Genomic DNA, 17,067 nt, shown 5'->3' with positions numbered 1-17,067 from the left:
CCGGGGGAGGGGGGTCAGCTCCTGCCGGGGGAGGGAGAGGGGGAGGGGGCGCCCACCGCGCCCCCCAGCAGCTCGGCCGCGCTCAGGCCGTTCACGTGTGCGGCGCCGTAGGTGCTCACGTGGGCGCGGCACCCGGGGCGCCAGATGGGCAGGCCCATCTCCACCACCACGGCCTCGGGGCGGACGCTGAGCAGGCGGTTCACCAGAGCCTGGGCGCCGGGGTAGCGGTGCGCGTCGCGCACCACCACGACCAGGTCGCGGCCCCGGGAGTCGGCCGCCAGCCGCTCGGCGTGCGCCTCCTCGGGGGAGACCCGCTCGACGTCGGGGAACCAGGGGCCCAGCCCCCACGGGACCTCGCCCACCGCCATGCCCGAGGGAGCGTCCACCTCCACCACGTACGGGTCCCTCAGCGGCGGCAGGTCGCCGTCCACGAGCACCGCGCGGCGGGCGCCGGCCAGGCCCACGCCGTCGGCCTCGGGGGCGGCGGCGCGCCGGGAGGCCGACTCCCGGATCCAGGCGCGCAGCTCGGCGTTGCGCGCGGCCGCCTCCTCCAGGCGCTCCCCGGACAGGCGGCCCTCGCGGACCGCGTCCACCAGGGCGGTGCGGACCAGTTCGACCTGGTCGGCGTAGACGAACCTGCCCAGGCACAGCAGGTCCACCCCCGAGGCCACCGCGCGCACGCTGGCCTCGGGGATGCCGATCCGGCCGCTGACGCCCTGCATGTCCATGGCGTCGCTGACCACGGTGCCGGTGAAGCCCAGCTCACCGCGGAGCAGGTCGTTGAGGATGTGCGGGGTGAGCGTGGCCGGGCCGTCACCGCCGAGCCCGGGCATCTCGATGTGCGCGGTCAGGATCGACCGGACCCCCGCCTCCACCGCCGCCCGGAACGGCAGCAGCTCGCGGCGCCGCAGCAGGTCGGCGTCGGCCTCCACGCGCGGCAGCACGTGGTGGGAGTCCTGGGAGGTGGCGCCGTGTCCGGGGAAGTGCTTGGCGCACGCGGCCACGCCCGACTCCTGCAGTCCCAGTACGGCCGCGGCCGCGTGGCGGGCCACCAGTTCGGCGTCGGAGCCGAAGGAGCGGGTGCCGATCACCGGGTTGTCGTCGGCGACGTTGACGTCCACCGACGGGGCCAGGTCCAGGTTGAAGCCCAGCTCGGCCAGGCGCCCGCCCAGGGAGCGCAGGGTGGCCCGGGTCAGGGCGGGGTCGTCCACCGCGCCCAGCGCGGCGTTGCCGGGGTAGTCGCTGCCCCGCGCCTGGCCGATGCGGGTGACGTCGCCGCCCTCCTCGTCGAGGGAGATCAGGGGGGTGTCGGCGGCCTCGGAGAGGGAGGCGTTCAGCGCGGTCACCTGGTCCGGACCGTCGAGGTTGTTGTGGAACAGGCAGACACCGGCGATGCCGTCCGCCAGACCATCCAGGACCCAGCGCGGGGCTTGGTAGGACTCGAAGGGCACCAGCAGCGTGGCGTTGGCCAGGCGCGCCAGGGTCGGGTCGTACGGCATGACGGACTCCGTTCGGTGAGCGAAGGGGTGCCCGGGGAGGGGCAGACGGGTGGCGTGGGAGCGGGTACGTGTCGGGGGCGTGCGTGCCCGGGGCGGGTCCCGCGGCGCCTCTGGCGCGGGACCCGCCCCCGGAAGGAGGGGCGGTCAGCCCTTGACAGCGCCCATGGTCAGGCCGGAGACCATGCGCCGCTGGACGAACAGGAAGAAGAGCATCACGGGGATGGTCAGCAGGGTGGAGGCCGCCATGATCGGTCCCCACTCGGTGCCGAAGCGGCCGAAGTAGTAGGACAGGGTCAGCGGCAGCGTGTAGCTGTCCGTGCTGCGGCCCAGGAACGTCAGGGCGACGATGAACTCGTTCCAGGCGGTGATGAAGGCGAAGATGCTCGCCGCGACCAGGCCCGGCGCGACCAGCGGCATCAGGATGCGCCAGAAGACGGTCCAGGGGCCGGCGCCGTCGATGGCCGCGGCCTCCTCCAGCTCCTTGGGCACCGCGGCGACGAAGCCCCGCAGCATCATGATGGTGATCGGCAGGGACACGGCCGTGTACACGATGAGCAGGCCCGACAGGTTGCCGAGCAGCTGCACGCCGCTCACGTCGGACAGCTGGCGGAAGTTGATGAAGATCGAGATGATCATCGCCTCCATCGGCACCATCTGGATCACCATCAGCAGGATGATGAAGGTGGTACGCAGCCGGAAGCGGAACCGGGCCACGGCCACGGCGGCCAGCAGCGACAGGAACGCCCCCATGGCCACGGCGGCGACGGTGACGAACAGGCTGTTGCCGAGGAACTGCCAGAAGTTCACGCCCGGGATCAGCTGGCCGTTGAGCACCCTGTCGAAGTGCTCCAGCGTCGGCGCGTCCGGGAAGACGGTCTGGTCGCGGGTGAAGATCTCGCCCACCGGCTTGAAGGCCGTGACGACCATCCAGTAGACCGGGAAGACGGAGAACAGGAACACCGCGATACCGGCCAGGTACAGCGGTGCCGGGCGCAGGCGGTGCAGCGGGCTGCGGCGGTAGACGCGTCCGGAGCGGTCCGCCCCGCCGCTGCCGGAGCCCCCGGCGCGTTCACGGACGGCGGCGGGGCCGGTGGTGTTGTCGATCGCGGTCATCGGGTCTCCCCCTGGCGGATCATGATGCGCAGGTAGTACGCGGTGACCGCGAGGATCATCACGGTCATGACCACCGCGATCGCCGAGCCCATGCCGTAGTTGGCCGGGCTGGCGCTGAATCCCTGCTGGTAGATGTAGTACGAGAGCAGGTAGACGTCCTTGTTCTGGAAGCTGTTGGCCAGGATGTACAGCTGGGTGAACACCCGCAGGTCCCAGATGATCTGCAGGACCAGGAGCAGGGCGAACAGCGGACGCAGCATGGGGAACGTGACGTTCCAGAAGGCCTTCCAGGCACTGGCGCCGTCCATCCTCGCGGCCTCGTACAGCTCGTGCGGGATGCTCTTGAGTCCGGCGAGGACGGAGACGGAGACGAAGGGGAAGGACTGCCAGACGATCACCGTGACGAGGATGAAGAACAGCGAGCCCGGTTCGAGGAACCAGTTGTACTCCAGCCACCCGCTGCCCACCAGCCAGTCGGGCAGCCGGTCCAGGACGACGTTGACCAGCCCCCGCTCGGGCAGGAACAGCCAGCGGAAGACCAGCGAGGCGCTCAGCGCCGGGGTGGCCCAGGCGAGCATCATGCCGAGGGACACGAACGCCGAGAACCACTGGGGGAGCTTGTGCAGCAGTAGTCCCACGAGGGTGCCCAGCACCATCGTGATGCCGACCATCAGCACGCAGACCAGGACCGTGTTGCGCAGGATCGTCCAGAACTCGGGGTCGGTCAGCAGCGTCTGGTAGTGGGCGAAGCCGTTCCAGGCGGGGCCGGGCTGGTTCGGCAGGAGGTTGCGGGTGGTGAAACTGGTGAGCGAGTACCACACCATCTGCACGATCGGCCACAGCAGCACGACCGCGAGCAGGATCAGGGCCGGGGCGATGAGCAGGTACGGGGTGGGGAGCTTGCGGCGGTGCGGCGCGGGTTCGGCCGCGGGGGCCCTGACGGGCCTCTCGGCCTCGTGTTCGGCCGCTGGTTCGACGGTTCGTGGCATGGTCTTCTCAATCGAGGCGTGGGCCGGGCGCGGCGGGCGGGACCCGGATGCGGGTCCCGCCCGCGCGCAGCTCTGCACAGTGAGTCGGTTCCGGCTACTCGACCGGCTCGTTGAGGATCGAGGTGAGCTCCTCGTTGGCCGCCTCCAGGACCTTCTCGGGGTCACCGCCCTGCACGATCTCCAGGACGGCTCCCGGCAGGATCTTGCTGTCCTGGTCGGCCGCGGTCCAGCGCGGGGTGGTCGGGAAGAACCGGGTGTTCTGCATCTGCGTGGCGGCGGCGGCGCGGTCCGGGTCCTCCTGGTACTCGTCGCTCTCCAGCAGGTGCGGGTAGGCCGGGAAGAAGCCCGCGACGTCGGCGTAGCCCTTGCCGCCCTCCTCGTCACCGAGGACGGTCAGCAGGTCGAAGGCCAGGTCCGGGTGCTCGGTGGTGGTGAACACCGTCAGGGCGGAGCCGCCCGCGAAGGCCGGGGCGATGCCGTCGGCGCCGGGGATCGGCGCGGCGGCGATGTTCTCGACGACGGACGGGTCGGCGGCCTGCTCCTCCATGGAGCCGATCGCCCAGCCGCCGTCGATGTACATGCCCAGCTCGCTGTTGGCCATGTCGGCCAGGGCGATGAGCTCGTTCTGTCCGACGTAGTCCTGGGGGGAGATCCCGTCGGTGGTCAGGCTCGCGTAGAACTCGATGGCCTCGACGGTGGCGGGGTCGGTGAGCCTGCCCTCCCACTCGTCGCCGTTCTGCTCCGCGATCTCGCCGCCGTTGCTCCAGATGAAGCTGGCGATGCCGTTGGTGAAGTCGGTCGGCGCGGCGAAGCCGGGGACGCCCTGCTCGTCCTCGATGGCCTCGGCGACCTCGACCAGCTCGTCCCAGGTCTTCGGCGGCTCGTGGCCGAGCTCCTCCAGCCAGTCCGCGCGGTAGTACAGGGTGCGCACGCCCGAGAACCACGGAACGCCGTACTGGACGCCCTCGTAGGTGCCGTACTCCAGGGCCTTCTCGTCGATGCCCGCGGCGGCGTCCCAGTTCTCGACCTGCTCGGTGATGTCCAGCAGGGCGCCCTGAGCGGCCCAGTTCGAGACCTGGTCGTTGCCGACCTCCAGGACGTCGGGGGCGTCACCGCCGGCGAGGGCGTTGGTGATGGACTCCTGCGCGTCGGGCCACGGGATGAACTCCACCTCGACGGAGACGCCCGGGTGGGTCTCCTGGAAACGCGCCTCGGTGTCCTCGAAGTACTTGACGAGGGGCTCCTGGGAGGTGCCCATGACCCAGACGGTCAGGCTGTCGGCCTCACCGCCGCCGCCGGATTCGGAGTTGCCGCCGCATGCCGCGGCGAGCAGGACCACGGCCGTGGCCGCGGCGATCTTGGGGAACCTCATGTGTACCTCTTCTCCCTTCGCACGGCGCGCTGGGGTTCGACGCCTGTGCTCGAATCGACCTGGGATGATCGAGGGACCACCCCGCGACTCGACGTCTTCGTGGGGGTTGTGCTGGGATAGCACGTTGGCCGCCCCGCCGGCGCGGGTACCGGAAGGGCCCGGAAAGCGGGCCTGCCAGGACGTGACCTCCTGTGAGGTTGTGAGCTAAATTAACAGGAAACTTTCCTAATAAAAACAGGGTGAGGTGTCACGGTTATGTCTCAACGTCCAGGGACGCCCCGGCTGCTACGCCAGCTCAATGATCGCGCGGCGCTGGAACTACTGCTGTCCGCGGGGCCCTTGACCAGGACGCAGCTGGGAACGAGGACCGGTCTGTCCAAGGTGACCGCATCCCAGTTGCTGGCGCGGCTGGAGGAGCGGGACCTGGTGCGAGTGGTGGGCAGCCAGGCGGGAGGGAGGGGGCCCAACGCCGCCCTGTACGCGGTGGTGCCCGAGAGCGCCTACGTCGCGGCCCTGGACGTGAGCGCGCAGCGGGTGACCGCGACGATCGCCGACATCACGGGCAGGATCATCAGCGACGTCACCGTCGACCCCCGCGCCTCCGACGACCCCGTCGCGCTCGTGCACACCGCGGTGATGCGCCTGGCCGACACCGCCGGGGTCCCCCTGGGCAAGGTCCGCGCCTGCGTCATCGGCACCCCGGGCGTCGTCGACCCCCGCACCGGCGACATCCGCTTCTCCTTCGACCTGATGTCCTGGCACGAGGGCGTCCTGGAGGCCCTGCGCGCCGACCTCAAGCGCTCGGTCGTGATCGAGAACGACGTCAACCTGGCCGCCCTGGCCGAGCACTCCGAGGGCGCCGCCGCGGGCGTGGCCGAGTTCGTCCTCATCTGGCTCAGCGCCAACGGCGGTGTCGGCATGTCCACCATGATCGACGGCCGCATCCACCGGGGGCGCTCCGGCGGCGCGGGCGAGATCGGCTACCTGCCCGTGCCCGGCGCCCCCATGCCCGCCGACGTGGGGCTGTCCGGCGGCTACGAGTCCCTGCGCCTCGGCGCCAACCGCGAACTGCCGCACGGTTTCCAGGCCCTGGTCAAGGCCGGCCAGGTGGTCGAGCTCGCCGCCGGGTACGGCATCGAGGGCACCGACGTCACCGAGGTCGTCGCTGCGGCCGCCGCCGCGGGGACCTCGCGGGGGGACGCCTTCCTGGACGCCTTCGCCGAGCGCCTGGCCCGGGGTGTGGCCGCCGTCACGGTCATCCTCGACCCCGGCCTGGTGGTGCTCGGCGGAGACGTCGCCCGCGCGGGCGGCGCCAAGCTCGCCGAGCGGGTCCAGGAGGCCACCGCCCGCATCGCGCCCAACACCACCGAGGTGGCCCTGGGCGGGGTGGAGGGCAGCCCGGTCGTGCGCGGCGCGCTCCTGCACGCCCTCGAACGCGCCCGGGAGGACGTCTTCTCCTCCACCGTGTGACCGGCGCCGGAGTCCCTGGGAGCCCTCCCATCGCTGTGCCCCGGCCCCTCCTCACCCGGCCGCGGCACAGCGGCCGCCCGGCGCGGGACTCCTCAGAGCACCAGCTCGAAGGAGTCGAAGACCTCCTCCACGACCGGCGCGTACTCCTCCTGCTCCGACGCGGGAACGTCGAACCGGAGGTGGTACCCCCTGCCCTCCTCCGTGGCGAGGGCGTACCTCCACAGCATCCACCGGTCGGGCCGGGCCCAGTCTCCGCCGCGGTAGGTCGCCTCCATGCGGGAGGCGTCCCATCCCGACGGCGCGGACGGGTCGTCCTCCAGGGCGAGCCGCCGCCAGTCCGAGACGTTCGGCTCCTCCATGAGGAACACGGTCTCCGCGTCCCGCTGGTACTCGCGGGCCGTGCGCGGCCGGAGGCCCTCCAGCGAGAAGACGGTGAAGCTGATCCGGTGGTCACCGCTCGGAGAGCAGAACTCGTAGTTGGAGAGGACGCCGGAGTCCTCGGCCGTCGCGTCCACGATGACGTACACGGTGGCCCACTCCCGGGGGTAGCGCATGACGACGCCGTCATCGCTGAAGTCGGAGTACTCCACCGGCGCGTGGGAGGGTTCTGTGGGCGCCGCGTCCGCGGGCTGCTCCGGTTCCGTGGCCTTTCCGGGCGCCGAGGCCGCGGTGGCGGGTCCGGAGCCGGGCGGGGACAGCCGCTGGACCAGCGCCAGCCCGGCGGCCGCGACCACCAGCGTGCACACCAGGCTGAGCCCGACCAGTAGCGGGCCCCGTGTCCGCGGACCGGCGGGCCGGGGCGGGTGCCCGGGCCGTGGCGGTGCCGCCCCGGACGGAGCGTCGTTCGATTCCGCCGGTGCCTGGCGCTGCGGGGCATGTCCGGGATCGTGCACGAAGGCCTCCGGTGCGGGGGGACGCGAGCGCGTCTGATTGTAGGTGTGCGACGGCCCGGGACGGCCGGGCCCGTACTCCTCAGCCCGGTGGGGACAGGTCCCGCACCATCACCACGCGCGGGAGCACCCGGATCCCCGCCCGCTCCTCGGCCTCCCACACCCCCTCCAGGCCGGGGCCCCACTCCAGGCGGGGCAGGACGGCGAAGCCCCGGTCCGCGTACCAGGGGCCGTTCCACGGCAGGTCACGGAAGGTGGTGAGGGTGAGGCTGGTGTGGCCGGCGGCCGCCGCCTCGGCGCACACCGCCTCCAGCAGGGCGCCGCCGACCCCGCGCCTGCCGTGGTCGGGATGCACGGCGAGCTGCTCCAGGTGCGGGCGGCCGTCCACGGTCACGGTCGCGGCCAGGCCGACCACAGGGGCGCCCGCCACCGGGTCGTCGGCCACCAGGACCCGCTCCGCGTGCGCGAGCATCTCCCCGGGATCGTCGGGAGGCAGGACCACACCGGCCCCGGCGAACACCGTGTCCGCCGCCAGCGACACCTCCACCAGATGCGAGGTGTCCTCCGGCCGCATCGGTCGGATCCCCGTGTGCTCCACCCTGCCTCCCAGCCTCGTCCGGACGGGCGCCATCCTGGCCGGTTCCGGCCATCGCGTCCAGTCGTTTCCGGCTCATGGGCGCAGGCGGAGCCCCTTGGGGGTCACGTGGAACCCGGCCGCCACGAGCGCGGTGTCCAGGGGGCTGCCGAACACCTCCGCCCCGTCCGCGCGCTCCACCGTCAACGACGCCACGCGCCCCTCCCGCACCGCCCCGGCCAGGGCACGGGCCGCCCGCTCCAGCAGGTCGGGCGGCGAACCGAAGGTCAGCACCGAGCGGCCGCCCCGGCCCGCGTACAGGGTCAGCCGTCCGTCGTCGACCACCACCAGGGAGCCCGCCGTCCGGCCCGGCCTGGCCTGCCGCCCCTGGCCGTCCCCTCCCGGCGGCCAGGGGAGGTCCGTGCCGAACGGGTTCGCCGGATCGGTCGCCGCCAGCACCACCGGGGCGCCCGCCCCGCCCCCGGACAGCGCCCGCAGGCGGTCCACCGCGCCGGGCAGGGCGAACTGGGCACCGCCCAGCCCCTCCACGAAGTAGCCCCGGCGCACCCGGCCCGACTCCTCCAGGGTCCGCAGCATCCGGTACTCCTCCGGCGAGATCCGTCCGCCCTGGTACCCGCGCACCAGCACGCCCCGGCGCTCCAGCCGCGCCTCCAGGCGGGCCAGGGCGAGCCGCGTGGGATCGCCCTCGCGTTCGGGCAGGACCCACCACCGCCCCGCGGCCGTGGGCGGACCCGACCGGGTGGGCATCACCGGCCGGCGCCCCACCGCGCGCGACGACCTCCGCGACGGGGAGCGGCGCGGAGCGGGCCCGGTCCCCAGCACGGCCCGCAGCGGTGCCAGGGTGTCGTTGGTGACGCAGCCCGACCACACCAGCTCCCACAGCGCCTCGACCAGGTCCCCGTCGGTGACCGCGGAGCCGCCCGCCGTCCTCGCCGCCCGGTCGGCGACGTCGCGGAAGAACAGCGCTCCGCCCTCGCGCAGCACCTCCAGAACCGCGTGGGGCAGCGTGCCCTCCTCGGGAGGAACCGGCTCGGGCAGCAGGAGGGGAGCCTCGTCGGCCGGGAGCAGGCACACCCACCCGTCCTGGCCGGGAAGCGCCCCCGCTCCGGCCCACACCACCTCGCCCGCCTGGGTCAGCTCGTCCAGCCGGTGGGGCGCGTAGTCCTCCACCCGAGCGGGCAGCACCAGCGACTCCAGCGCCGACGCCGTCAGGCTCGCCCCGCGCAGCGACTCCACCGCGTCGAACACCGCGTCCGGACCGCGCCGGCGCTCACCCGGCACGGCGCGCTGCCACAGCGGGGAGAACCGGGCCAGCGCCTCCGGACCGACCGGTTCCACCTCCCGGCGCAGCCGTGCGAGAGAGCCGCGCCGCAACCGGCGCAGCACCTCGGCGTCGCACCACTCGATGCCCGTCCCGCCCGGCCGGAAGCCGCCGCCGGACACCCGTCCCCGGCGGGACAGCTCCCGCAGCACGCCCTCCACCACGTCGCGCCCGAGCCCCAGGCGCTCGGCGGCCTCGGCGGAGGTGAACGGCCCGTGCGTGCGCGCGTACCGCGACACCAGGTCGCGTGTCGGCTCCTCCACCGGCTCCAGGAGGGCCCGGGGCACACCGGCGGGCGGCTCGGCGCCGAGGGCGTCGCGCAGCCGCGCCGCGTCCTCCACCGCGCACCACCGCTCGGCGCCCGCCACGGACATCCGCACCACCCGGCCCGCGGACTCCAACCCCTCCAGCCACTCCCGCCGGACACCGCGTTCGGCGGCCTCGGCCGTGGTCAGCGGACCGACCTCGCGCAGCAGGTCCGACGCGCCCTCCGCGTCCCCGGCGCCCGCCCCCTCGGCCGTACGCTGCAGCAGGGCGCCGACGTGCTCCACCACCCGCGGGTCGAGCAGCTCCCTCAGGTCCGCCCGCCCCAGCAGGTCGGACAGCAGCGACGGGTCCAGGGTGAGCGCCTGTGCCCGCAGCTCGGCGGCCGGGGCGTCACCCTCGTACAGGAACGCCGCCGTGTACTCCATCAGGAGCGACCGCGCGAACGGCGACGCCCGTTCGGTGCGCACCTCGACCACACGTGTGCGCCGGGCCCGGATGTCCGTGAGCGCCTCCACGAGGGCGGGCACGTCGAACACGTCCCTCAGGCACTCGCGCACCGTCTCCAGCACGATCGGGAACGACCCGTACCGGCCCGCCACCGACAGCAGGTGCGAGGCCCGCAGCCGCTGCTGCCACAGCGGCATGCGCCGGTCCGGGCGCTGCCGGGGCAGCAGCAGCGCCCGCGCCGCGCACTCGCGGAAGCGGGCGGCGAACAGCGCCGACCCGGGCAGCTCGTCGGTGACCGCCTCCTCCACCTCCCCGGGGTCGGGCGCCACCAGGTCGGCCAGCCCGCCCGCGTGGTCGATCCCGCCCTGCTCGGTGTCCGGCAGCCGCAGCACGATCCCGTCATCGCCGTGCACGACCTGCGCGTCCGCTCCGAACCGCGTCCGCACCCGGCGGGCGACCGCCAGGGCCCAGGGCGCGTGCACCCGGGCACCCAGCGGCGAGTGCACCACCGCGCGCCAGTCGCCGACCTGGTCGCGGAAGCGCTCGACGACCACGGTCCGGTCGTCGGGCACCTGGCCGGTGGCCTCGCGCTGTTCGGCCACGTACGCCACCAGGTTCCGCGCCGCCCACGGGTCCAGCCCCACCTCCTCGGCCAGGGCCAGGGCCTCCTCCGGCTCCGCCTCGGCGAGTCTCCTGGCCAGCGCGCCCACCGCGCGTCCCAGCTCGGCCGGGCGGCCCTGCGCGTCGGCCTTCCAGAACGGCATCCGCCCCGGCCGCCCCGGCGCGGGCGAGACCAGCACCCGGTCGGCGGTGATCCCCTCGATCCGCCACGAGGTGGACCCCAGCACGAACACGTCGCCCACCCTTGACTCGTAGACCATCTCCTCGTCCAGCTCGCCGACCCGGGTGGGCGCCCGTCCCCGCCCCGGGTCCGCGCCCTCCGCGGCCAGGTGCACCCCGTACGTCCCCCGGTCGGGGATGGTGCCGCCGCTGAGCACCGCCAGCCGCTGCGCGCCCGGCCGTCCCCGCACCACGTCCGCCTCCCGGTCCCACACCAGGCGCGGGCGCAGCTCGGCGAACTCGTCCGAGGGATAGCGTCCCGACAGCATGTCCAGGACCGACTCCAGTACCGGGTCGGTCAGCCCGGCGAAGGGCGCGGCCCGCCGCACCAGGCCGGCGAGCCCGGCCACGGGCCAGTCGTCCATGGCGGCCATCGCCACGATCTGCTGGGACAGCACGTCCAGGGGAGCGCGGGGCATCTCCAGGCGCTCGATGTCGCCCGCGCGCATCCGCTCCACCACCACGGCCGTCGACAGCAGGTCGCCCCGGAACTGGGGGAGGAACACCCCGCGCGAGGTCTCGCCGACCCGGTGCCCGGCACGGCCCACCCGCTGGAGGCCGCCGGCCACCGACGGGGGCGAGGCCACCTGCACCACCAGGTCGACCGCGCCCATGTCCACGCCCAGCTCCAGGCTGGAGGTGGCCACCACGCAGCGCAGCCGCCCCGCCTTGAGGTCGTCCTCGACCAGGGCGCGCTCGGCCTTGGACATCGATCCGTGGTGGGCCCGCGCGAGGACCGGGGCGCCGCCGCGGCTGCCTCCGGACTGGGCGATGACCTGAGCGGGCACCTCCTCCGGCGGCAGTTCCCGGCCGTGCCGCTCGGCGTGCAGGTCGTTGAGGCGGGCGCACAGCCGCTCGGCGGTGCGGCGGCCGTTGGTGAACACGATGGTGGAGCGGTGGGACTCGACCAGGTCCAGGACCCGCGCCTCCACGTGCGGCCACAGGGACCCGCCGCCCCGGGGCCCGCCGCCCGGGGAGCCGTCGCCGGGCGGCGCGGGGGGCGTTTCCGGCGCTCCGGGATCGTCCATGTCGGGAACGGGCACCACCACGCGCAGGTCCATGCCGGGGGAGTCGGGCGGCGAGACGACGTCGGCGCCGCCGAGGAACTCCGCCACCGTCCCGGTCGGGCGCACGGTCGCCGACAGCCCGATCCGCTGCGCCGGGCGGTCCAGCAGGGCGTCCAGCCGCTCCAGGCTCAGCGCCAGGTGCGCGCCGCGCTTGGTGCCCGCCAGCGCGTGCACCTCGTCGACGATCACCGTCTCCACACCGGCCAGTCCCTCCCTGGCGCGCGAGGTGAGGACCAGGAACAAGGACTCGGGTGTGGTGATGAGCACGTCGGGCGGCCGTCTGGCGAGCCCGCGCCGCTGACCGGCGGGGGTGTCGCCGGTGCGCACCCCCACGGTGACCGGGGACAGCTCGCGCCCCGCGGCCTCGGCGGCGGCCGCGATCCCGGCGAGGGGGACGCGCAGGTTGCGCTCCACGTCCACCGCGAGGGCCTTGAGTGGGGACACGTACAGCACCCGGCAGCGGCGGGCGCGGTCCTCGGGGACCGGCGCCGAGGTCAGCCGGTCCAGTGACCACAGGAAGGCCGACAGGGTCTTGCCCGAGCCGGTCGGGGCCACCACCAGCGTGTTCCTTCCCCGCGACACCGACTCCCAGGCACCGGTCTGCGCGGGGGTGGGACCGGCGGGAAAGGCCTGCTCGAACCAGGTCCGGGTGGCCGGTCCGAAGCGTTCGAGGGGGTGCGGCGCACGGCTCATGCCGCCAGTGTGCCCGCGGGCCGTGACAAAAACCCGGAAGGGGCGGTGGGGGCGCGCCGATCACCGATACTGGGCCCGATGAGACTCACGGTTTTCTGGAACAACATGCACGAGCAGTTCGGCGAGGCCTACACGCAGAGCCTGGCCAAGGACTACGTCCTGGAGGGCCTCGGGTCCCGCACGATCCAGCAGGCGCTCGCCGACGGGGTGGGGGCCAAGGAGGTGTGGCGCGCGGTGTGCGAGGCCTTCGACATCCCCGCGTCCATGCGCTGACCTCACACGAGTACACGTTTCGTACGTCACATCGAACACAGGTTCGGGTAGTGTGGATATCCACAGGCGGACGTCGGACGTCGCGATTGTCGTACCGGCCGCGTAGCGTCGTGCTCATCATGAAGAAAAAGGCATCGACCCAACAACAGGGGTATCCCGTGGCATCCGGAGACCGAGACAAGGCTCTCGAAACAGCACTCGCCCAGATCGAGCGGCAGTTCGGCAAGGGCTCCGTCATGCGTCTGGGCGACGACGAGCGCCCGCCGATCGAGGCGATCCCCACCGGGGCGATCGCCCTCGACGTGGCCCTGGGCATCGGAGGCATTCCCAAGGGCCGCATCGTCGAGATCTACGGGCCCGAGTCGAGCGGAAAGACGACCGTCGCCCTGCACGCGGTGGCCAGCGCGCAGAAGATGGGCGGTATCGCCGCCTTCGTCGACGCCGAGCACGCGCTCGACCCCGAGTACGCCAAGAAGATCGGCGTCGACACCGACGACCTGCTGCTCTCGCAGCCGGACACCGGCGAGCAGGCGCTGGAGATCGTCGACATGCTGATCCGCTCGGGCGCGATCTCCGTCATCGTCATCGACTCCGTGGCGGCCCTGGTGCCCCGCGCCGAGATCGAGGGCGAGATGGGCGACAGCCACGTCGGCCTGCAGGCCCGCCTGATGTCCCAGGCGCTGCGCAAGATCGCCGGCGCGCTGCACCAGACCGGTACCACCGCGATCTTCATCAACCAGCTGCGCGAGAAGGTCGGCGTCATGTTCGGCTCGCCCGAGACGACGACCGGCGGCAAGGCGCTGAAGTTCTACTCGTCGGTGCGCCTGGACGTGCGCCGCATCGAGACGCTCAAGGACGGCACCGACGCGGTCGGCAACCGCACCCGCGTCAAGGTCGTCAAGAACAAGGTGGCCCCGCCCTTCAAGCAGGCCGAGTTCGACATCCTCTACGGTGTGGGCGTCTCCCGCGAGGGCAGCCTCATCGACCTGGGCGTGGAGCACGGCATCGTGCGCAAGTCGGGCGCCTGGTTCACCTACGACGGCACCCAGCTGGGCCAGGGCAAGGAGAACGCGCGCAAGTTCCTGCGCGAGAACGTCGACGTGTCCAACGAGGTCGAGAAGAAGATCAAGGAGAAGCTGGGCGTGCCCTCCAGGGGCGACGACAGCGCCTCCGGTCCGGTCGCCGACAGCGCTTCCGCCGACACCGCCGAATCCGCCAAGGAGGCCCCGGCTTCGGCCGCCGCCAAGGCCCCCGCCAAGCGCGCCACGGCCAGGACGACCAAGGCGCCCACGACGGATGCGTGAGGGGAGCCGGTCCCAGGACCGGCCCCAGCAACCCGGGTTCCCCGAGGACGGTCCCTCCCCGGGCGGGCGCGGCCCGTCCGGGGAGGATCCCGAGGCCAGGGCCCGGGCCCTGGTCCTGCGGATGCTCACCCACTCCCCGCGCACCCGTGCCCAGCTGGAGCGGGCACTGCACCGCAGGGAGTTCCCCGAGGAGGTCATCACCTCCGTCCTGGGCACGTTCAGCGAGGCGGGGCTGATCGACGACGCGGCCTTCGCCCAGGCCTGGGTCTCCTCCCGCCACCACGGCAGGCGCCTGTCCCGCCGCGCGCTGGCCCGGGAGCTGCGCACCCGGGGCGTGGAGGAGGACACCGTCCAGGAGGCCGTCGGCGAGCTCAGCGACCAGGACGAGGAGGAGGCCGCCCGTGACCTGGCCCGCCGCCGTCTGGCCGCCAGCCGGGGCAGGGACAAGCAGACCCGGATCCGCCGCGCCCTGGGCGCACTCGCCCGCAAGGGCTACCCGTCGGGCCTGTCCTACCGGGTGATCCGCGAGGAGCTCGAACACGAGGGTGTGGACGCCGACCTGTACGACCCCGACCTCTGAGCCGGTCCACCGCGCCGGGGAGGCGGTCACGGACGAGGAGGCCGTCCCCGCTTGAGCGTGCCCCGACGGCGACCGCGCACGTGTGGGTGCCCGCCGGGGCCGGTGCCCCGGCTCAGTCGGTGACGGCGGCTCCGGCGGAACGCGGTGCTTCCCCGGCGTCCCCGTCCTTTCCTGGCGTGCCGCCCTCTCCGGCGGCCTCCGTCCCGGCCTCCCCGGCCGGCTCGGGCGCCTGCGAGCGCGTTTCGGGCTCCGGTTCCGGGCGCGTCGGCGGAGGCGCGGTCACCAGCTCCAGCGGCGCCACGTCCGCCTCGAAGCCGAACACCCGCGCGTAGAGGGCCAGTTCCGCCTCCAGCGCGCGGACGCGCACGTCCTGCGCGGTGAACCCGTGCGCCTCACCCTCGAACTCCAGCAGCGCGTACGGCGACTCGCACCGCCCCAGCGCCGTCGCCATCGCCGTGGCCTGGTCCGGCGTCACCACCTTGTCCTCCAGGCCCTGCAGCAGCAGTACCGGGACGTCGATGTCCGCGGCCCGGTTGACCGGTGACCTCTCCCGGTACCGCTCCGCGAACCCCGGCAGCGTCCCCACCAGGGTGTCCAGGAAGCGCGACTCGAAGTCGTGCGTGGTCTCGCCGAACCCCAGCAGGTCCGTCACGCCGAAGAGGGACACCCCGCACGCGAACGTGTCCCCGGTCAGCGCCATCAGGGCCGTGTAGCCGCCCGCGCTCGGCCCGCGGATCGCCAGCCGATCCGGGTCGGCCACGCCCTGCTCGACCAGCGCCCGCGCGGCGGCCACGCAGTCCTCCACGTCCACCACGCCCCACTCCTTGTGCAGGCGCTTGCGGTACGAGCGCCCGTACCCGGTGGAGCCGCCGTAGTTGACGTCCACCACGCCGATCCCCCGGCTGGTGAAGTAGGCCTTGACCGGGTCGAACGCCAGCGTGCTCGCCGACACCGGTCCGCCGTGCGCCCACACCACGTACGGGGCGGGCCCCTCCGCCACGACGTCGGGGTTGGTCGGCGGATACACGTTCGCGTGCACCGGAGCCCCGTACCGTCCCGGCAGCGTCTCCCTCCGGGGAACCGGCAGGTAGGCGGCGTCCGGCAGCTTCTCGGTGACACGGCGCAGCACCTCCACGCTCCCCGAGCCGGGGTCCAGACGCACCAGGCACTGCGGCTCGGTGGGCGAGGAGGCCACCGCCACCACGGTGCGCCCGTCGGTGTCCAGCATCGACCACGTGGTCAGCCCGGTCCGCACCGGCGCCAGGTCCAGGGTGTCGGGGTCGTACACGCTCGGGGTCATGTCCGCGTGCCCGTGCAGCGCCACGATCCTGCCCGAGTCCAGTACGCAGAAGGACCGGTCGCCCAGCCGTCCCGGCGGCGCGTGGAACTCCTCCTCGGCCGGGTACAGCGCGATCGCCTGCCCGGTCATCCCGGCCTGGTACAGGTTCCACCAGCCCGGCCAGTCGGAGGCCACGTACAGCGTCGCGTCGTCCGCCCAGACCGGGGAGACCACCGACTCGTCCACGCCGCCCTTGAGCGTGTACTCACCGGACAGCCCGGACCCGTCCAGGGCGCCCACCCGCAGCTCGCTGCCGTCCCACGGCATCCTGGGGTGGTTCCACCGCACGTACGCCAGGTGGGCCCCGTCCGGCGAGGGTGTGGGCGACGCGTAGAAGTCCGCGCCCGAGACCAGCTCGCGCACCGCCGACGGGTCCTGCGCGCCCCGGCCGGACAGCGGCACCGACACGATCGAGCGGTGGACCGCGCCGTCCTCGTGCCGTTCGCGCACGCACAGCACGCCGCGCCCGTCCGCGCTCAGCGCGGGGTCGGCGTAGCGGGAGGACGCCCCGTCGTCGGGGGTGAGCGGCACCGGTTCCCGGGATCCGTGTTCCAGCAGGTACAGGCGCTGGTCGGCGGAGGAGGAGAACACCACGCCCATGCGGGCGATGGCCTTGTCGTCGCGGCGGGGGACCGGCAGGTAGGCGCGTCCCCCGTACTCGTGCACCCGGGTGCCCGCGCTCCAGGGGGCGGGCAGCAGCTCGGTCACCGTCCCGTCGGCGTCGCGCCGCATGAGGGTGGTCCGCCCCTCCTCCGGACGGCCCTCCTCCCACCAGACCGCGCCGCCCACGACGGACGGGAACGCCAGGCGCCGCCCTCCTCGGGCGACGTCACCGGCGCTGATGGGCGATGGCCAGGAGCCATAGGGGCTCGACAGTTCAGACATGTCCGCTCAGGAAGGGTCGTGGGTTCGATCGGATGACATGTCGACCCTAGCCCTCAGACGCTTTCCTGTGCAGTACCGGTGAGGGCGTGCAGACGGCGACGGCCCCGTCCGCGCCCCGGGGCG

At 73.5% G+C, this 17,067-nt stretch carries 12 protein-coding genes; 4 read left to right on the top strand and 8 right to left on the bottom strand.

Features of this window, described 5'->3' with window-relative positions:
• Positions 1–14: 14 nt before the first annotated feature.
• From A6A08_RS11550 to A6A08_RS11535, 4 genes are all read right to left on the bottom strand, one after another.
• The gene (locus A6A08_RS11550; protein WP_073702554.1) at positions 15–1,499 is read right to left on the bottom strand and encodes a glycoside hydrolase family 3 protein; all 1,485 of its coding nucleotides are present in this window, start codon (positions 1,497–1,499) and stop codon (positions 15–17) included.
• Between the two features lie 144 nt (positions 1,500–1,643).
• A complete protein-coding gene (locus A6A08_RS11545; RefSeq protein WP_073702553.1) occupies positions 1,644–2,612 on the bottom strand; it encodes a carbohydrate ABC transporter permease in 969 nt (322 codons plus the stop codon).
• Complete coding sequence (locus A6A08_RS11540; protein ID WP_073702552.1) at positions 2,609–3,601, bottom strand: carbohydrate ABC transporter permease; 993 nt, start codon at positions 3,599–3,601, stop codon at positions 2,609–2,611. The genes A6A08_RS11545 and A6A08_RS11540 overlap by 4 nt, the downstream gene beginning before the upstream one ends.
• A gap of 94 nt (positions 3,602–3,695) precedes the next feature.
• On the bottom strand, positions 3,696–4,973 hold the full coding sequence (locus A6A08_RS11535; RefSeq protein WP_073702551.1) for an extracellular solute-binding protein: 1,278 nt from the start codon (positions 4,971–4,973) through the stop codon (positions 3,696–3,698).
• 255 nt (positions 4,974–5,228) lie between these two features.
• Here A6A08_RS11535 and A6A08_RS11530 point away from each other — a divergent pair, with 255 nt between their 5' ends.
• Positions 5,229–6,443 (top strand): ROK family transcriptional regulator, encoded by a 1,215-nt coding sequence (locus A6A08_RS11530; protein WP_073702550.1) that lies wholly within the window; start codon positions 5,229–5,231, stop codon positions 6,441–6,443.
• A 92-nt stretch (positions 6,444–6,535) separates the two neighbouring features.
• Here the strand turns inward: A6A08_RS11530 and A6A08_RS11525 are convergent, their stop codons facing one another.
• From A6A08_RS11525 to A6A08_RS11515, 3 genes are all read right to left on the bottom strand, one after another.
• Positions 6,536–7,189: a hypothetical protein gene (locus A6A08_RS11525; RefSeq protein WP_073702549.1), complete on the bottom strand. Its 654-nt coding sequence runs from the start codon at positions 7,187–7,189 to the stop codon at positions 6,536–6,538.
• Between the two features lie 226 nt (positions 7,190–7,415).
• Positions 7,416–7,907 (bottom strand): GNAT family N-acetyltransferase, encoded by a 492-nt coding sequence (locus A6A08_RS11520; protein WP_199866914.1) that lies wholly within the window; start codon positions 7,905–7,907, stop codon positions 7,416–7,418.
• A 96-nt stretch (positions 7,908–8,003) separates the two neighbouring features.
• A complete protein-coding gene (locus A6A08_RS11515) occupies positions 8,004–12,563 on the bottom strand; it encodes an ATP-dependent helicase (RefSeq protein ID WP_073702548.1) in 4,560 nt (1,519 codons plus the stop codon).
• 78 nt (positions 12,564–12,641) lie between these two features.
• Here A6A08_RS11515 and A6A08_RS11510 point away from each other — a divergent pair, with 78 nt between their 5' ends.
• From A6A08_RS11510 to recX, 3 genes are all read left to right on the top strand, one after another.
• Complete coding sequence (locus A6A08_RS11510) at positions 12,642–12,836, top strand: DUF3046 domain-containing protein (RefSeq protein ID WP_073702547.1); 195 nt, start codon at positions 12,642–12,644, stop codon at positions 12,834–12,836.
• Between the two features lie 158 nt (positions 12,837–12,994).
• Complete coding sequence (gene recA, locus A6A08_RS11505; protein ID WP_073702546.1) at positions 12,995–14,140, top strand: recombinase RecA; 1,146 nt, start codon at positions 12,995–12,997, stop codon at positions 14,138–14,140.
• Positions 14,133–14,720 carry a recombination regulator RecX gene (recX, locus tag A6A08_RS11500; protein ID WP_073702545.1) on the top strand — a complete coding sequence of 196 codons (588 nt, stop codon included), beginning with the start codon at positions 14,133–14,135 and terminating at the stop codon, positions 14,718–14,720. The genes recA and recX overlap by 8 nt, the downstream gene beginning before the upstream one ends.
• 112 nt (positions 14,721–14,832) lie before the next feature.
• Here recX and A6A08_RS11495 read toward each other — a convergent pair whose 3' ends face one another.
• Positions 14,833–16,944 (bottom strand): prolyl oligopeptidase family serine peptidase, encoded by a 2,112-nt coding sequence (locus A6A08_RS11495; RefSeq protein ID WP_073702544.1) that lies wholly within the window; start codon positions 16,942–16,944, stop codon positions 14,833–14,835.
• Positions 16,945–17,067 lie beyond the last annotated feature (123 nt).

Source organism: Nocardiopsis sp. TSRI0078, from assembly GCF_001905145.1.
Classification (GTDB): domain Bacteria; phylum Actinomycetota; class Actinomycetes; order Streptosporangiales; family Streptosporangiaceae; genus Nocardiopsis.
This window is presented reverse-complemented; position numbering and strand designations above follow the sequence as displayed.